This is a genomic window from Saccharopolyspora taberi (assembly GCF_039534165.1).
Classification (GTDB): Bacteria; Actinomycetota; Actinomycetes; order Mycobacteriales; family Pseudonocardiaceae; genus Saccharopolyspora_D; species Saccharopolyspora_D taberi.
Map to the genome: position 1 here is coordinate 479574 of NZ_BAAAUX010000011.1, position 16043 is coordinate 495616.

A 16043-nucleotide genomic window follows, 5' to 3' on the forward strand; every position below is an offset into this window, starting at 1 on the left:
ATCAAACCCCAACAGTACGCGACCCCCACATCGCTCTGAGGAGCAAACCAGCAGGTTGCGGCGAGGGCAGTTCGACCTGTCGCCACCCACCTCGGACCACTGTCCGGTCGCTCACAGATTAACGACAATGGTTGTCATTCCCGTCGCCTTCGGGGAGAGTGGGACGGTCACCAGCACCGCAAGCGAGGGAACCGTGATCGACCACTACGCCGAGTCCGCGGAGTTCATCGATCTCCTGATCAGTCCGTTCTGGAAGGAGTTCGGCCCTGTCCTGGCCGGCGCGGTCGAGACGACGGGGCCCGGCAGCGGCGTGGTCGTCGACATCGGGGCGGGCAGCGGCTGCGGGACGGTCGTGATCGGAAACGCGTTGCCCGGCGCGGAAATCCACGCGGTCGAACCTTCCGCCGGGCTCCGCTCGGTCCTGCTTGCGCGGATCAACTCCGACGAGTCGTTGCGCGGCCGGGTGACGGTGCTGCCGGAGGACTTCCTGCGGGCCCGGCTGCCCGACCGGTGGGACCTCGTGGTCGCCATGAACGTGATCGGGCACTTCAGCGCGGCCGAGCGCAAGGAGGTCTGGCGGCTTCTCTCCCAGCGGCTCGCACCGCAGGGACGCGCGGTGCTCAACCTGCAACCACCCGCGGAGCCGGTCGCGGTGCCCGAATCCCTGGCCGCCACCGCGCATCTCGGCCGCCGTCGTTACGAAGGCTGGGCGCGAGCCGAGCCCGCCGGCCACGACGCGCTCACGTGGCACATGACCTACCGGACCCATCACGACGACGACCTGGTGGACGAACGCACGGTGGCCTTCCACTGGAACCTGGTGACCGAGTCCCGGATGCGCGACGAACTCGCCGACGCAGGCTTGGAACTGCGCACCCTGCCCCCGGCCGAGTTCGGCGCGTACGTGATCACGAGGAAATCCCGTGGCTGAGGTGGAAGTCCGGGTTCGCGCCGCGGCCGGTGGACGGGTCCGGCTGTCGGTGCCGTGGCTCGTCGACGGCTGCGAGGCCGTCGTGCACGCACGGGTCGCCGATCTCGCGGGAATCCGCGCGGTTCGGGTCTTCCCCCGCACCGGCCACGTGGTGGCATGGATCGAGTCCCCGTGCCGCGCCGACCAGCTCGCGGACGCTCTGCGGGAAGCCCCGCACTCCGCGAAGCCGGTGCGGCGCGCGACGAACGAGCGGGTGCTACTCGGGGTCGCCGCGTTCGGCGCCGCTGCCCTGGCCAAGATCCTCTTGCACAGCACACCCGCCGGCCGAGCGGTGATGCTCCTGCTGCACCTCGGCGAGCTGGTGCACACGTCACGCGCTGTCACGGCTGTCTCCCCTGTTGCGCCGGAGCCGGTCCGGCCGAGCACTTGAGGTCCCGTCCGCACGGGCACAGACTGGGCCGTGCACCCGGGTGACCTCGCAGTCGGCGACGCGGGCAGCTCCGCGCCGCGAAGGGGGGAAGCATGCACGTGCTCGCCGGTCCTGTCGCGTCCAAGCTCGTCCACTACGCGATCTCGGGCACCATCGGAGTCGCTGTCGTCAAAGCAGCTCAGCGGGTAGCGCCCACGCTGGGGCCGGTCGCCCGCGAGTGGGCCGTGGCAGCCGCGGCCCGGGGCATCGTCGTGGGGCGCACGCTCAACGGCCTCGCCGAGGAGGCACGGCTGAAAGCGGGCGACCTGATCGCCGAAGCGCACGAGTCGCTGGGCGAGCAGGCCCCGGCCCCGTCATCGACCGACACCTCCGCCCACGAACACTGAACCATGTCCGGCGTCGTCGTGCGCTCAGCCGCCGGCGGTCGCGTGCGGTTGTTCGTACCGTGGCTGGCGGTGACCCCGGATGCGCAGGGGCTGGCCGCCCGGATCACCTCGGTCGCGAAGGTGCGGGCTGTCCGGGTCTTCCCCCGCACCGGCAACGTGATCGTGTGGTGCGCTCCCGACCGCCTCGACCTCGATCAGCTGGTGCGGGCCGTCGAGGAGGCTCCGCCCGCCGCCACGCCAGGCCGTCCCGCGCGCCGGGTGCCGCAGTCCTCCACCGGTGAGATCACCCGGCTGCTGCTCGGCGGCGCGGTGCTCGCCGTGGTCGCCCTGCGGCGGTTGCTGCGCAGGCCGAAGTGGGCGACCGGTTCGTCCGGCGTTTTCGGGCTCGCGACGATCGTCACCGGCCTGCCGTTCTTCCGCGGGTTCTTCCGCGGCGTGACCGGACGTGGCCACACGGGGACCGACGCGCTGGTGACGACGGCGACCGCCGTCGCCCTGCTGCTCCGGGAGAACGTCGTCGCCATCACCGTGTTGTGGCTGCTCAACATCGGCGAGTTCCTCCAGGCGCTCACGCTGCGCCGCACCCGCCGCGCGATCGAGGAACTGCTCACGGTCGGCGAGGAGCGCGTGTGGTTGCTGTGCGAGGGCGTGGAGGTGGAGGTCCCGCTGGAGGAGGTCCGGGAGCAGGACGTGGTCGTCGTCCACGAACACCACAAGATCCCGGTGGACGGTGTGGTCGTCTCCGGTCACGCGCTGGTCGACCAGGCAGCGGTCACCGGCGAGGCGCTGCCCGCCTACATCCGCCCCGGCTCCGAGGTCTACGCGGGAACCGTGATCACCTCGGGTTCGCTGCAGGTGCGCGCCACCTCGGTCGGCCCGGACACCACGGTCGGCCGGATCATCAAGCGGGTCGAGGAGGCCCAGGCCGACCAGGCACCGGTGCAGACCGTGGCCACCCGGTTCAGCAGGCGCTTCGTCCCGGTGTCGTTCGCACTGGCGGGCCTGACCTACCTGCTCACCCGCGACGCCCGACGCGCGATGACCATGCTGCTCATCGCCTGCCCCTGCGCCGCGGGCCTGGCCACGCCGACCGCGATCAGCGCGGCGATCGGCAACGGCGCCCGCCGCGGAACCCTGATCAAGGGCGGTACGCACCTGGAGCGCGCCGGTGCCGCGACCGCCGTGGTGTTCGACAAGACCGGGACGCTGACCGCGGGCCGACCGCTGGTCACCAGCGTGGTCACGCTCAGCGACGACGTCTCCGCGGAACAGGTCCTCGCGCTGGCGGCCTCCGGCGAGATCCACGCCCGGCACCCGCTCGCGCAGGCGATCCTGCGCCACACCCACGAACGCCACATCGAGATCCCCGTGCACCAGGCGTGCGAGGTCGTCCTGGGCATGGGGATGCGCGCCGAACTCGACGGCACCCGGTTGCTCGTCGGCAGCCCGGCCCTGCTGCGCCACCACGGGGTGGAGCTGACCGGCGACGGCCGGGCCTGGACCGAGCACCTGCGCGACCGGCGGGAGAGCGTCATCTGCCTGGCCCGCGACGAGGAACCGATCGGCCTGGTCGGGGTGTCCGACGCGATCCGGGAAGGCAGCCGGTCGCTCATCGACCAGCTCCACGTCCTCGGCGTCCGCCGGATCGTCCTGCTCACCGGCGACACCCCCGAGGCGGCGCAGGCCGTGGCCGACGACCTGGGCATCGCCGAGGTCCACGCGGGAGCCCTGCCCGAAGCCAAGTTGCAGCTCGTCCGCGATCTCCAGGCCGAAGGGCACACGCTGGCGATGGTCGGCGACGGCACGAACGACGCTCCCGCGCTGGCACTGGCCGACATCGGCATCGCCATGGGCACCCACTCCTCGCACGTCGCCCTCGAAACGGCCGACATCGCCCTGGCGGGCAACGACCTCCAGCAGGTCGCCGCCGTCGTCGAACTCAGCAGGCACACCCTGCGGGTCGTGCGCCAGAACTACGCGCTCGCGCTCGGTGTCAACATCCTCGGGCTCCTCGCGGGCGCGGGTGGTTCGATCAGCCCGGTCCTGGCGGCGCTGTTGCACAACGCCAGCAGCATCGCCGTCGTCGCCAATTCCGCCCGCCTGGTCCGGCACTCCCCTTCCCAGCAACCCGGAAGACCGAAGGACCGCTGACTTGCTTCGCGGCCACGACCGCCTGACCGGAGCCACCGAGCACGGCTGAGGTTCCGCGGCGGGCACCGGCTGCACATGAAAACGAAAATGGTTATCATTAGTGCAATGCGGGCCAGAACCGGAGAAGATCCGACCTCGGCCGGCGCGGGAGCCAGGGACCGCGGGTCAGTGGACCCGTTGGCCCACCGGACCCGCCAGCGGCGGGCCGTCTTCCGCGCGCTGTCCGGCCGTCGTGGATTCGTCAGCGCTCACGACCTGTACGACGCGATGCGGTCGGCGGGTGATCACATCGGACTGGCCACTGTGTACCGGTCCTTGCACGCACTCGTCGCCTCCGGGCACGCCGAGACCTTCCACGATGACACGGGAGTTCAGCTGTTCTGCGTGCTCGCGCCTGCCGGGCGGGGTTACCGCCTGGCGTGCCGCGTCTGCCATCGGCGCGTCCCGATCGAGGTGGCGCCGGTCGAATCATGGGCGGCGGATCTGGCCGCCGACCACGAATTCACCGACGTGCACCTCGTTTTCGAACTCACCGGGCTGTGCAGTGCGTGCTCTTCTCCGCAGCCAGAGGCCGCGGCGTCAGGCGACGGGTAGGCCCCCGAGAGCGGGTCATACGGCCTCGGCGCGCCGAGCGGCCGGTAGCGCAATCGCACCCCGGGGAACTATATGAAAATGGTTGTCGTTATCATTAGAGACCTGAACGGCGACGGCTGCGAGGTGCGATGAGCGAAGCGTTGAACCGACTCCTGGGGCGTTCCAGCCGCCCCGACCCGGCGCGCGCGGACCGAGCCGCGGAAATCGCGGACCTGGTGCGCGCCGCCCTCAGCCTCTCCCCGCAGGCCGCGGTGACCGTCCAGCAGCTGGCCTGCGCCGAGCCCGGGTGCCCGCCGATCGAGACCAAGATCGCCGTCCTGGGCGACGGCTCGGGGCGCCGCTGGACGATCCACGCCCCGATGTCCGAAGTGGACGAGCAGACCGTCCGCGAGACCCTGACCACCCGACCCGAAGGCGAGAACACATGAGCGACGCGGATTCCCGAGTACCGGTCACGGTGCTCACCGGTTTCCTGGGTTCCGGCAAGACCACCCTGCTCAACCGGATCCTCACCGAGAACCACGGCATGCGCATCGCCGTGATCGAGAACGAGTTCGGCGAAGTCGGCATCGACGACGGCCTCGTGCTCGACGCCGAAGAAGAAGTCTTCGAGATGAACAACGGCTGCATCTGCTGCACCGTGCGAGGCGACCTCATCCGCATCCTCGGCGCGCTGCTCAAGCGCAAGGACCGCTTCGACGCCATCCTCATCGAGACCACCGGCCTGGCCGATCCCGCCCCGGTCGCACAGACCTTCTTCGTCGACGACACCCTGCGCTCGCAGCTGCGTCTCGACGCCATCGTCACGGTCGTCGACGCCAAGCACATCATCCAGCACCTCGACGACGACAAACCCGAAGGCACCGAGAACGAAGCCGTCGAACAACTCGCCTTCGCCGACCGCGTGGTGCTGAACAAGACCGACCTCGTCGACACCGCCGAGATCGCGGAGGTCCAGCGCCGCATCCACGCCATCAATGCCGGAGTGCGAATCCTGCCCGCGCAGCACGGCAATGCCGACCTCGACGAGATCCTCGGCGTGCGCGCGTTCGACCTGGACAAGATCCTCGCCGAAGAACCGGAATTCCTCGACGACACCGACCACCAGCACGATCCCACCGTCACCAGCGTCGGCATCGAGACCAGCGGCGCGGTCAACGTCGAACGCCTCAACGAATGGCTCGGCACGCTGCTCGGCGAACGCGGAACCGACCTGTTCCGCAGCAAGGGAATCCTCAACCTGGCCGGAACCGACCAGCGCTACGTCTTCCAAGGCGTGCACATGCTCCACGACGGCGAACTCGGCACACCCTGGCGCGAGGACGAGCCCCGGCGCAACCGCATGGTGTTCATCGGGCGCAACCTCGACCGCGAGCAGTTGGAGAACGAGTTCCGCGCCTGCCTGGAACCGGAAACCGCGGAGGCACCCGCGTGACCGCGCTCGCGAACGACTCGTCGCTGCGGCCCCGCTGGAAGTTCGACGTGGGCGAGCCCGTGGTCGCTCTCGACGTGCTCCGAGGCGGGCCCAGCGCACCGGATTCCTTGGTGGCCGGCGGTTCCGAAGGCGCGGTGCGGGTCTTCGAGCCCGACGGCGCGCTGCGCCACGGGCGGGATCTCGACGACGCGTTGCTGGCCATCGCGCCCAGCCCGGACGGAACCCGCATCGCCGCCCTGGGCATGGGCAGCCGGCGGCTGTGGACGGCTACCGACGGAAACGAGCTGCGCGCCGAGGGCGCGGGGTGGTCGGCTTCGGCGGCGTGGGACCGGAGTTCGCAGTCCCTGGCGGTCGCCGACGGCCGGCGGGTTCGGGTGCTGGACCGCTCCGGCGCGACGCGATGGAGCTCCGAGCCGATGACCAGCACGGTCACCAACGTCCTGTGGCCGCGCGGCCACCGCCGCGTGGCGGCCTCGGCCTACCAGGGCGTGACGATCTTCGAGCCGGAAACCGACCGGATCACCAACACCCTGGAAGCGCCGGGGGCGATCTCCGGGCTGACCGCCGCGCCGAACGGCCGGTGGGTCGTCGGCGGCAGCCAGGACGCCACCCTGCACGGATGGAAGGTCGCTGACGGCGCGGACTTCCGGATGTCGGGCTTCCCCGCCACCGTGTCCCACCTCGCCTTCGAGGACAGCGGCCGCTGGATGGCCTGCGAGTCCGCCGAGGTCCTCACCTGCTGGGACTTCTCCGGCCCCGGCCCCACCGGCCGCGCCGGAGTCGTGCTGACCGGCCACCAGACCGCGGTGACCGCGTTCGCCTGGGCTCCCGGGCAACGGCAGACGCTCATCAGCGGTGACCAGGACGGCAACGTGCTGGTGTGGCGGATCGCCCCGACCACCAAGCCGGGAGACGAGCTCCGGCCCGCGGGCGGGCTCCGCGACGACGACCCGGTCACCGCGATTACCACCGGCCGAACAGGCTCTGGGACGTCCGCCGCCATCTACATCGGACGGCGATCCGGGCGGGTCGACGCGCTGTCGGTCACCTGACCCGCGAACCCACCCCGGGGTTCGCGAGACGGCCGGGGAGGGCGCCTCACCCCTGCGCCCTCCCCGGCCTCCCCGCGTGCTTGACCTCGAGCGCACTTGAACTCTTACCGTTGCCGGTGTCCCCATCGGAGGGCGAGTGCCAGGAGGAAACCACCATGCGGAAGATCAAAGAGGACTTGTGGGAGACCGAGCCCGAGTACCCGATGCCTGGCCTGAGCACGCACGCGTACCTGTGGCAGGCACCCAGCGGGAACGTCCTGTTCTACAACACGACCCACGAGCACGAACTCGATCGGATGGCCGAACTGGGCGGGGTGGCACACCACTACCTCAGCCACCAGGACGAGATCGCACCATCCCTGCTTGCGATCAAGAAGCGGTTCAACTCCACGTTGCACAGCGCCGCCGCCGAAGCTGACGTGGTGAGCGAAACCGCCCCCGTCGACAACGCGTTCGACCGGCGGCACGTAGCCGTCGACGACATCGAAGTCATTCCTACGCCGGGTCACACACCGGGCAGTACGTGCTTCCTGGTTCCTTCGCCCACCGGGCAGCGGTACCTGTTCACCGGCGACTCGATCTTCCTCGGCGCGGACGGGCGGTGGACGGCCGGGTACATCGAGGGCATGAGCGACCGCGATGCACTGGCCACGAGCCTCGCCGGACTCGCGTCCCTCACGCCTGATGTCGTGGTTTCCAGCGCGTTCGCCGGAGACTCCGGTGTCACCGAGCTCGGCGACCGACTGTGGGCCGACTGCGTCCAGGAGGCGTTGCGTTCCCTATCACCCGAAACCAACGCCGGCTGACCCGCACACTGCCGCGGTGCCGCCGGTCCACCGGGGAGAACGCCGTCAACCATCCGGTGTGGAGGCGTCGAGAACCTCCTGGGCCCGTGCGAGCTGAAGGGCCACCTCCTCGGGAAACGGGGTGGTACGTCCCGCCCTCGTGTCCACGTGAAGTGCGGTGATCTCCTCGGTGGAAACCAGCGTGCCGTCGACGAACATCTCGTGGGACAGCCGCAGCTTCTTCGCGCCGCGCTCGGTGATTCTGGTCCGCACCACCATTTCGGCATCCGGGCCGACCTCGCGCAGGTACCGGATGTGCGCCTCGACCGTGTACAGCGAGCAGCCGGTGCTGGTGCGGTACTGCTCGTCGAGACCTGTGCGCTCCATCAGCGCGTCCGTGGCGAATCCGAAGACGAGGACATAGTACGCCTCGCTGAGGTGGCCGTTGTAGTCGATCCACTCCGGACGGACGTGCTGCCGCAGTTCCCCGATCACGACTTCCTCCGGACTTCTTCGATCGCCCGCATCACGGCGATGACCGCGCGGTCGCGTTCGGCGACGAGCTCGGCGATGCTGCGCCCGCCCGCGGCGTCCTCGCAGCCCCGCACCATCCGGTCCCGCAGTTCCTCGGTCAGCTCGGGGGCTTCCAGGCGGGTCCACGGTGACTTCAGCGACGGTCCGAAGTGGTCCAGCATGTGCGCCATGCCGCCTTCTCCTCCGGCCAGGTGGAAGGTCAGGCACGGCCCCAGCAGCGGCCAGCGCAGCCCCGGACCTTCGGTGATGGAGGCGTCGATCTGCTCGACGGTCGCTTCGCCGTTGGCCACCATGTGCAGGGCTTCGCGCCAGATCGCCTCCTGGAGGCGGTTGGCGATGAACCCGGGCACCTCGCGGTCCATCGTGATCACCGACTTCCCGGCGACCTCGAAGAACTCCGCTGCCCAGCGCACTGCCCAGGGCCGGGTGCGCTCGCCGCCGACCACCTCGACCAGCGGAATCAGGTAAGGCGGGTTGAACGGGTGACCGACGACCAGGCGCTGCGGGGTCGCGCATTCCGTCTGCATCTCGGTCATCCCGTAGCCGGAGGTCGACGAGGACACCACGACACCGGCGGGCGTGGCCGCGTCGATGCGCGCGAGCAGGTCCCGCTTGATGTCGAGGTCTTCCGGTGCGCTTTCCTGGACGAACTCCGCGTCGCGCACGGCCGTCTCCAACGTGTCCGCGACCGTGAGGTTGTCCACCGACGCGCCCGGGGCGAGACCGAGTTCGGTGAGCGCGGGCCAGGCCGCGTCGACGAGCCTGCGCAACCTGGCCTCCGCGTCCGGCGCCGGATCCCAGGCCGTGACCTCGTAGCCCTTCGCGAGGAAGTGGGCGACCCAGCCGCCCCCGATGACACCGGCCCCGACGCAGGCGACCCGGCGCACGTCGGCAGGTTCCACCGATGGCTGATCAGTTGTCTCACTGGTCATGGTTTCAGCCCCTCCGCTTCAGGCCGAGCTTCTCGCGCGCCTGGTCAGGCGTCGCGACCTTGGCTCCGAGTGCTTCGACGATCGTCACCGCGCGTTCCACCAGCTGCGCGTTCGTGGCCTTGACCCCCTTGCTGAGGTACAGGTTGTCTTCGAGACCGACCCGCACGTGGCCGCCGAGGATCGCCGACTGCGCCACCCAGGGCATCTGGTTGCGCCCGATGGCGAAGCTCGCCCAGTTCGCACCAGCCGGAAGCATGTTCACCATGGACTGCAACACACCGGGATCGGCCGGAGCTCCGTAGGGAATTCCCATGCACAGCTGGAAAAGCGGCGGCGCGTCGATGAGCCCTTCCGCGATGAGCTTGGTGGCGAACCACAGCTGGCCCGTGTCGAAGATCTCCAGCTCCGGCTTCACCCCGAGTTCCTGGATGCGCGCCGCTCCGGCCCGCAGCATGTCCGGGGTGCTGATGTAGAGCTGGCTGCCCTCGCCGAAGTTCAGCGATCCGCAGTCCATCGTGCAGATGTCCGGGAGGAGTTCCTCGATGTGCGGCAGCCGCTCCAGGCCGTTGACCAGATCGGTGCCGTCGACCGGCTTGAGCGGGTCCTCCTGGTCGATGACGAGGTCGCCGCCCATCCCCGCGGTGAGGTTGATGACGACGTCCACATCGGACTCGCGGATCCGGCGGACGACCTCGCGGTAGAGCGCGACGTCGCGGGACCCCTTGCCGTCCTCGATGTTGCGCACGTGGATGTGCACGACGGCCGCGCCGGCGTTCGCGGCGTCGACCGCCGAGGCCGCGATCTGCTCCGGGGTGACCGGCACGTGCTCGCTCTTGCCCACGGTGTCGCCCGCGCCGGTGAGCGCGGCGGTGATGATCACTTCGTTGTTCATGTGCGTTCCTCTCCGCGCCGAGGGTGCGCGTGATCGCGTCGCCAACGTCGTTTCCGTTGCGACTGGGGGGATTTCCGGTGCCGGGTCAGTTCACTTCCGCACGATTTCGCGCTCGACGAAGTCGTGCAGTGCCTGGCGCATGCGCTCCACCGACCGGCCGGGGCGCTCGGTGAGCACCTGGATGCCGAGACCGTCGATGAGCGCGGTGAGCATCATCGTGAGGTCCTGGGCGTCGGTGTCGGCGAACACGCCCTGGTGCTGGCCTTCCTGGATGGTGCGGGCGATCGTTTCGTGCCAGCGGGTGTAGGAGTCGGTGTGCAGCACGCGCATTTCCGGTCGCAGCGCGCTTTCGTTCCACATCTGCAGCCAGATCGACCACTCCAGCCGCAGCGGCCCCGGGGTGGGCAGCTGCAGCTCGATCAGGCGCAGCAGCCGCTCGTGCGCGTCGGTGATGCTGTGCAGCTCGGCGACCTGCCGGTCGAACGCCTGGCGGACCGAGTGCCGCAGCGCTTCGGTGAGCAGGTCGTCCCGGCCGGGGAAGTGGTAGTGGATCGTGGCCGGGCTGGTCCCGCATTCCCTTGCGACGTCCGCGATCCGCACCGAGTGGTAGCCGCGCTCGGCGATCAGGTGCCATGCGGCGTCGAGGATCTGCTGGTAGCGGCCGGCTTCCTCCGGGCGGTCCGGGGACCGGTGCCGCAGCGCGGACCGCCGCGGCGCCGCGGCGACCGTCTCCGCGTCGTCGCTGCCGTTGAGCAGCCAGTTCACCGTCACGTCACCGGTCTCCGCGATGCGGGTCAGCTCGGCGGCGGTGAAACGCCTGGTCCCGTTCAGCGACTTCGACAACTTCGTAGCGTCCAGGCCGATCTGCTCGGCGAACGCCCGCTGGCTTCCCCGGTACTCGCGCAGCACCTGCCGCACTCGCTGACGCAACTCCGATGCCGTGTCCCGCACAGTTCCGGACGGTATCAGCGCATTGCGATAATCGCAATGACCCGCAGGATCGCAATCAGGCTCAGCAGACGCCGATTGCATCGAGATTGCGCTTTAACTGCATAAACAACTGGTTCGCTTGACCCGCACGTCGTTCTGCGCTCAGAGTATTGCCCCATCGCATGGCTGACTGTTCAGTCGAATCGCAACGATCGCGTCGCGTCCGGCCCCCCACGGCGGGATCACCGACAGGCGGCTGTTGATTCGGCGCGCCCCGCGCGCCGTCACTCACACTGAAGGAGCAGCAATGGGCACGCTGGCCGACCAGCCCGAACCCGACACCCAGGCCCAGCCCGCTGACACCGGGGCGCTCGGCATCGAGTCCCGGTCCATCGACTACGTTCCGCTGGCCGAACGGCACGGCAGGGTCTGGCACCTGTGGCCCGTGTGGTTCACCGGCGACGCGCACCTGGCGACCGTCGCCACCGGAGCCCTCGGCATCACGATGGGCACCAACCTGCTGTGGACGGCGATCGCGATCATCCTCGGGTGCGCGTTCGGCACGTTCTTCATGGCGTTCCACTCCACCCAGGGCCCGCAGCTCGGCCTGCCGCAGATGATCCAGTCCCGGCCCCAGTTCGGCTACCTCGGCGCCCTGCTGGTGTGGGTGGTCGCGCTGGTGACCTACGTCGGGTACAACGCCTTCAACACGCTGCTGGCCGGTGAGACGGTGCAGCTGCTCACCGGGGTCGACGCGGAGCCGGTGTACGTGGTGTTCACCGGTGTCGCGCTGGTGGTGGGGATCTTCGGCTACGACCTGATCCACAAGGCGCAACGCGTGCTCGCCTACGTCCTCATCGCCGCGCTGCTGGTGTTCACCGTCGGCATCGCGGTCGCCGGTGGCCTGCCTGCCGGGCAGCTCAGCTTCGAGGGCTTCCAGCTCGACCCGTTCCTCGTGCAGTTCTTCGTCGCCGCGGCCTACCAGTTGTCGTGGTCGATCTACGTGTCCGACTACTCGCGCTACCTCCCCCGCGACGTCGGGGTGCGACCGTCGTTCTGGTGGACCTACTTCGGCGCGCTGGTCGGCGGGGCCTGGATGATGCTGGTCGGCGCGATCGCCGCCGCGTTCAACGCCGAGCTCGGCGTGTCCGAGGCGGTGCGCGACGCGGGCGACCTGATCTTCCCCGGCTTCGGCAGCGCATTGCTGGTGGTGTCCCTGCTGGGCCTGATCACCATCACCGGCATCCAGTTCTACGGCGCGTCGCTGACGCTGCTGTCCATCAGTGACTCGTTCCGACCGCTGGCGCGCAGCACCCGCAGCAAGCGCATCGCGACGCTGCTGATCTCCGCGGTGGTCTCCACGGCGATCGCCTTCAGCGCCTCGGAGGACTTCCTGCACCAGTTCGGGGAGTTCCTGGAGATCCTGCTCTACCTGTTCACGCCGTGGACCGCGATCAACCTGGTCGACTTCTACTTCGTGCGGCACACGCACTACTCGATCCGGGAGATCTTCAACCCGCGCGGCATGTACGGGCGGTGGAACTGGCGCGGTCTGGCCGCCTACGCCATCGGGTTCCTGGCGATGGTTCCCTTCATGAGCAACGGGCTGTTCACCGGACCTGCCGCGACCTGGCTCGGCGGTGCGGACATCTCCATGATCGCCGGACTGATCGTGTCCGCGGTGGCGTACCTGCTGGCGTGCCGGTCGGTGGACGTCGAAGCGGAGAAGCGGCGGATCGCCGAGGCGGATCGCGACCTCGAACCGAGCGGCGTCGAATAGCCTTCTCCGCGACAAGGGCTCCGCAGGCCACACCCGGCCTGCGGAGCCCTTGTCGTTGACGGGATCGATCAGCCAGCGCCGTCCGCCCGGGAAGTGGGCGCTCCGCCGCGCGACCGCCTGGGCTGAGACCACCGGTAGCCCGGGTGGATCCCGGGACTGAGTTCGTGCTGGTCGGCGATGCGCCGGAGCAGCGCGCTCAACTGCTGGTGCTCGGCGCGGGTCAGCGCCTGGCAGATCTGCTGTTCGTGATCCGCGGCGACATCGAGGAGCGCGGTCAGCAGGTCGAGGCCCTGCGGGGTCAGGTGCAGCGCGTACAGCCGCCGGTCGCGGGGGTTCTTCCGGCGCTCGATCAGTCCGCGCTCTTCCAGTTCGTCGACGAAGGGGACGAAGCGGCTCGGCAGCATCCCGAGGTCGTCGGCGAGCTCGCGCTGGCTGCGTCCCGGGTTTTGCGCCAGGTGACGCAGCAGTCCCGCCTGCGCGGGAGTCAGGTCGAGCCCGGCGAGCCGTTCCGCGAACCGGCCTGCCGCGTGCGCGCCGAGCTGGGCGAGCAGGAACGCCGCACCGCCGCGCGCCTCAGGTCCGCCGTCCGCTCGATTCATCCTCACGCAATCATCGTACCCTCTTGCAATCATTCACTTCATGAACGATTATCTCTCTGGAACCGTTGCCAAGGAGGAATCATGACCACCGCCCCCAGCACCCAGCGCCCCGCGGCGCCGGCGCGTCGCCCGCAAGCCGGTCCGCCGCTGCTGGTCCCCGTTCTCACCTTCACCGCGTTGACCATCGGCTACGTCGTCGCCAACCGGTCCACGCCGCAGCCCGACGCTCCGGGCAGCGCGGTCCTGCACTACGCCCAGACGAATGCCGCCACGATCGAGGTCGGCGCCTTCCTGCTCTTCGCCTCCGCGGTGCCCCTCGCGCTCCTGGCGGCAGTGCTTTACCGGCGGCTGCGCGCGCTGGGCATCACCGCCCCGGGCTCGGCGATCACCCTGGTCGGCGGGGTGCTGGCCGCCAGTGAGCTGGCTATGAGCGCGATGCTCGCCTGGACCGGAGGCCGGCTGCCTGCAGATGCCGACCCCGCGTTGGCGCGTGCCCTGGCGGACCTGTCGTTCCTGTCCGGCGGACCCGGCTACGCGGTGACGTTCGCCCTGCTGATCGCCGGAATCTCCGTGACAGGTCTGCTCGCCAGGCTGCTGCCCCGTGCGGTGACGTGGACCGGCCTCGTGCTCGCCGCCGCCGGAATGGTCTCCACGCTCACCTTCCTGGCCCCCGGCTTCGGCTACCTCCTGCCGGTGGTCCGCTTCGGCGGACTCGTGTGGCTGGTGTTCGTCGCGGCCTTGATGCCGCGCACCCGCCCCCGCTCAGGACACCAGTAGCAGACAGCCCGCAACCGGAGAGCGACCTCACATGCTCAGCAACTATCCCGACCTGAACAGCAAGATCGTGCTCATCACCGGGGGATCCCGCGGCATCGGCGCGCAGACCGCACGGGCCTTCGCCGCCCAGGGCGCCAAGGTCTGCGTGGTCGGGCGCGACCAGGACGCCCTGGCCGCGGTCGTCGCCGGTATCACCGACCGGGGCGGCACCGCGATCAGCGCCGCGTCCGATGTCACCGACTCCACCGCGCTGGAGCGCGTGCGGGAACAGGTCGAGTCCCAGCTCGGCCCCGTAGACGTCCTCGCTTCCTTCGCCGGAGGCCAGGGCCGTCCGATCCCCGCCGCGGAACTGACCGAACAGCGCTGGCGTGAGGTGCTCGACTCCGATCTGACCTCGGCTTTCCTGACCATCCGGGCGTTCCTGCCCGGGATGCTCGAACGCGGCCGGGGCTCGATCATCACCATGTCCTCGGCCGCAGGCCGCCAGCCCAGCGAGGCCAACCTCGCCTACGGCGTCGCCAACGCCGGGCTGGTGATGCTCACCCGGCACCTGGCCGCCGAGATCGGGCCGCGCGGAATCCGCGTCAACTGCATCGCACCGTCCGCCGTGGAGACCGAGAAGACCCGGACCCACATGCCCGCCGAAGTGCGGCAGAAGATCGCCGACCTGCATCCGCTGCGCCGGATCGGAACCACCGACGACGTCTCCCAGGCCGCCCTGTTCCTCGCCTCCGAGGCGGCGTCCTGGCTGACCGGAATCACCATCGACGTCGCAGGCGGCCGGATCACTCACTGAAAAGAGAAAAAACCCGACACAGGATGTCGGGATTCCGGGGAGATCATGGTTCACCGGTCGGCGTCAACCGCGGACCGGACCACACGGACGGACAAGGAGCCCAATGGAATTCATGCCCGACACATCGGCACCGGACCTCCGGGGAAAGATCGCGCTGGTCGCGGGCGCCTCGCGGGGTGCGGGGCGCGGTATCGCCGTCCAGCTCGGCGCGGCGGGTGCGACGGTCTACGTCACCGGCCGCACGACGCGGGAGCAGCGCTCGGAGTACGACCGGCCCGAGACGATCGAGGAGACCGCGGAGCTGGTCACCGCCGCGGGCGGAACCGGTATCGCGGTACCGACCGACCACCTGGCGCCCGAGCAGGTGCGCGCTCTGGCCGAGCGCATCGACACCGAGCAGGGACGGCTCGACGTGCTGGTCAACGACGTCTGGGGCGGCGAGAAGCTGTTCGCGTTCGACACGCCGGTGTGGGAGCACGACCTCGACAAGGGACTGCGGTTGCTCCGGCTGGGCGTGGAGACGCACGCCATCACCAGCCACTTCCTGCTGCCGTTGCTCGTGCGGCAACCGGGCGGGCTCGTGGTCGAGATGACCGACGGGACGTCCGCGTACAACACAACGCACTACCGCAACTCGTACTTCTACGACCTTGTCAAGAACAGCGTGCTGCGCATGGCCTTCGTGCAGGCGCACGAGCTGAAGCCGCACGGCGGGACAGCGGTGGCGCTCACCCCTGGCTGGCTGCGCTCGGAGATGATGCTCGACGGGTTCGGCGTCACCGAGGACAACTGGCGTGACGCGCTGACCACCGTGCCGCACTTCTGCATCTCGGAGAGCCCGGCGTACGTCGGACGCGCGGTCGTGGCGCTGGCAGGCGACGCCGACGTCGCGCGCCGGAACGGCCAATCGCTGTCGAGCGGGCAGCTCGCGCAGGAATACGGCTTCACCGACCTGGACGGCTCACAACCGGACTGCTGGCGCTACCTGGTCGAGGTCGAAGGCGCGGGCAAGCCCGCGGACCCGACCGGATACCGCTGA

Annotated in this window: 18 protein-coding genes; 13 read left to right on the forward strand and 5 right to left on the reverse strand. The window is 69.6% G+C overall.

Annotated features, from left to right (window positions below; translation table 11 throughout):
* Positions 1-127: 127 nt before the first annotated feature.
* From ABD691_RS11280 to ABD691_RS11320, 9 genes are all read left to right on the forward strand, one after another.
* Positions 128-931, forward strand: a complete 804-nt coding sequence (locus ABD691_RS11280; RefSeq protein WP_344679524.1) for a class I SAM-dependent methyltransferase — start codon at positions 128-130, stop codon at positions 929-931.
* Positions 924-1361, forward strand: a complete 438-nt coding sequence (locus ABD691_RS11285) for a hypothetical protein (protein ID WP_344679525.1) — start codon at positions 924-926, stop codon at positions 1359-1361. Before ABD691_RS11280 ends, ABD691_RS11285 begins: the two co-directional genes overlap by 8 nt.
* A 92-nt stretch (positions 1362-1453) precedes the next feature.
* The gene (locus ABD691_RS11290) at positions 1454-1747 is read left to right on the forward strand and encodes a DUF1490 family protein (protein ID WP_344679526.1); all 294 of its coding nucleotides are present in this window, start codon (positions 1454-1456) and stop codon (positions 1745-1747) included.
* Positions 1748-1816: 69 nt separating this feature from the next.
* The gene (locus ABD691_RS11295; protein ID WP_344679527.1) at positions 1817-3898 is read left to right on the forward strand and encodes a heavy metal translocating P-type ATPase; all 2082 of its coding nucleotides are present in this window, start codon (positions 1817-1819) and stop codon (positions 3896-3898) included.
* Positions 3899-4003: 105 nt separating this feature from the next.
* On the forward strand, positions 4004-4492 hold the full coding sequence (locus ABD691_RS11300) for a Fur family transcriptional regulator (protein ID WP_344679528.1): 489 nt from the start codon (positions 4004-4006) through the stop codon (positions 4490-4492).
* Between the two features lie 128 nt (positions 4493-4620).
* The gene (locus tag ABD691_RS11305) at positions 4621-4920 is read left to right on the forward strand and encodes a hypothetical protein (protein ID WP_344679529.1); all 300 of its coding nucleotides are present in this window, start codon (positions 4621-4623) and stop codon (positions 4918-4920) included.
* The gene (locus ABD691_RS11310; protein ID WP_344679530.1) at positions 4917-5927 is read left to right on the forward strand and encodes a CobW family GTP-binding protein; all 1011 of its coding nucleotides are present in this window, start codon (positions 4917-4919) and stop codon (positions 5925-5927) included. Before ABD691_RS11305 ends, ABD691_RS11310 begins: the two co-directional genes overlap by 4 nt.
* Positions 5924-6979 (forward strand): WD40 repeat domain-containing protein, encoded by a 1056-nt coding sequence (locus ABD691_RS11315; protein ID WP_344679531.1) that lies wholly within the window; start codon positions 5924-5926, stop codon positions 6977-6979. Before ABD691_RS11310 ends, ABD691_RS11315 begins: the two co-directional genes overlap by 4 nt.
* 155 nt (positions 6980-7134) lie before the next feature.
* Positions 7135-7785 carry an MBL fold metallo-hydrolase gene (locus tag ABD691_RS11320; RefSeq protein ID WP_344679532.1) on the forward strand — a complete coding sequence of 217 codons (651 nt, stop codon included), beginning with the start codon at positions 7135-7137 and terminating at the stop codon, positions 7783-7785.
* A gap of 45 nt (positions 7786-7830) precedes the next feature.
* On the opposite strand, the gene ABD691_RS11325 is transcribed toward ABD691_RS11320, so the two are convergent.
* From ABD691_RS11325 to ABD691_RS11340, 4 genes are all read right to left on the reverse strand, one after another.
* Positions 7831-8256 carry a thioesterase family protein gene (locus ABD691_RS11325; RefSeq protein WP_344679775.1) on the reverse strand — a complete coding sequence of 142 codons (426 nt, stop codon included), beginning with the start codon at positions 8254-8256 and terminating at the stop codon, positions 7831-7833.
* Positions 8256-9230, reverse strand: coding sequence for a 3-hydroxyacyl-CoA dehydrogenase NAD-binding domain-containing protein (locus tag ABD691_RS11330; RefSeq protein ID WP_344679533.1), 975 nt, complete (start codon positions 9228-9230; stop codon positions 8256-8258). The genes ABD691_RS11325 and ABD691_RS11330 overlap by 1 nt, the downstream gene beginning before the upstream one ends.
* A gap of 4 nt (positions 9231-9234) precedes the next feature.
* Positions 9235-10122: a beta-keto acid cleavage family enzyme gene (locus tag ABD691_RS11335; RefSeq protein ID WP_344679534.1), complete on the reverse strand. Its 888-nt coding sequence runs from the start codon at positions 10120-10122 to the stop codon at positions 9235-9237.
* A gap of 90 nt (positions 10123-10212) precedes the next feature.
* Positions 10213-11073, reverse strand: coding sequence for a TetR/AcrR family transcriptional regulator (locus ABD691_RS11340; protein WP_344679535.1), 861 nt, complete (start codon positions 11071-11073; stop codon positions 10213-10215).
* A gap of 286 nt (positions 11074-11359) precedes the next feature.
* On the opposite strand from ABD691_RS11340, the gene ABD691_RS11345 reads away from it, so the two are divergent.
* Positions 11360-12832, forward strand: coding sequence for a purine-cytosine permease family protein (locus ABD691_RS11345; RefSeq protein WP_344679536.1), 1473 nt, complete (start codon positions 11360-11362; stop codon positions 12830-12832).
* 68 nt (positions 12833-12900) lie between these two features.
* On the opposite strand, the gene ABD691_RS11350 is transcribed toward ABD691_RS11345, so the two are convergent.
* On the reverse strand, positions 12901-13431 hold the full coding sequence (locus ABD691_RS11350) for a MarR family winged helix-turn-helix transcriptional regulator (protein ID WP_344679776.1): 531 nt from the start codon (positions 13429-13431) through the stop codon (positions 12901-12903).
* Between the two features lie 81 nt (positions 13432-13512).
* Between ABD691_RS11350 and ABD691_RS11355 the strand changes: the two genes are divergently transcribed.
* The 3 genes from ABD691_RS11355 (at position 13513) to ABD691_RS11365 (ending at position 16043) form a co-directional block, all read left to right on the forward strand.
* Positions 13513-14208, forward strand: coding sequence for a DUF4386 domain-containing protein (locus ABD691_RS11355; protein ID WP_344679537.1), 696 nt, complete (start codon positions 13513-13515; stop codon positions 14206-14208).
* A gap of 31 nt (positions 14209-14239) precedes the next feature.
* Positions 14240-15004 carry an SDR family NAD(P)-dependent oxidoreductase gene (locus ABD691_RS11360; RefSeq protein ID WP_344679538.1) on the forward strand — a complete coding sequence of 255 codons (765 nt, stop codon included), beginning with the start codon at positions 14240-14242 and terminating at the stop codon, positions 15002-15004.
* A 112-nt stretch (positions 15005-15116) separates the two neighbouring features.
* A complete protein-coding gene (locus tag ABD691_RS11365) occupies positions 15117-16043 on the forward strand; it encodes an SDR family oxidoreductase (RefSeq protein WP_344679539.1) in 927 nt (308 codons plus the stop codon).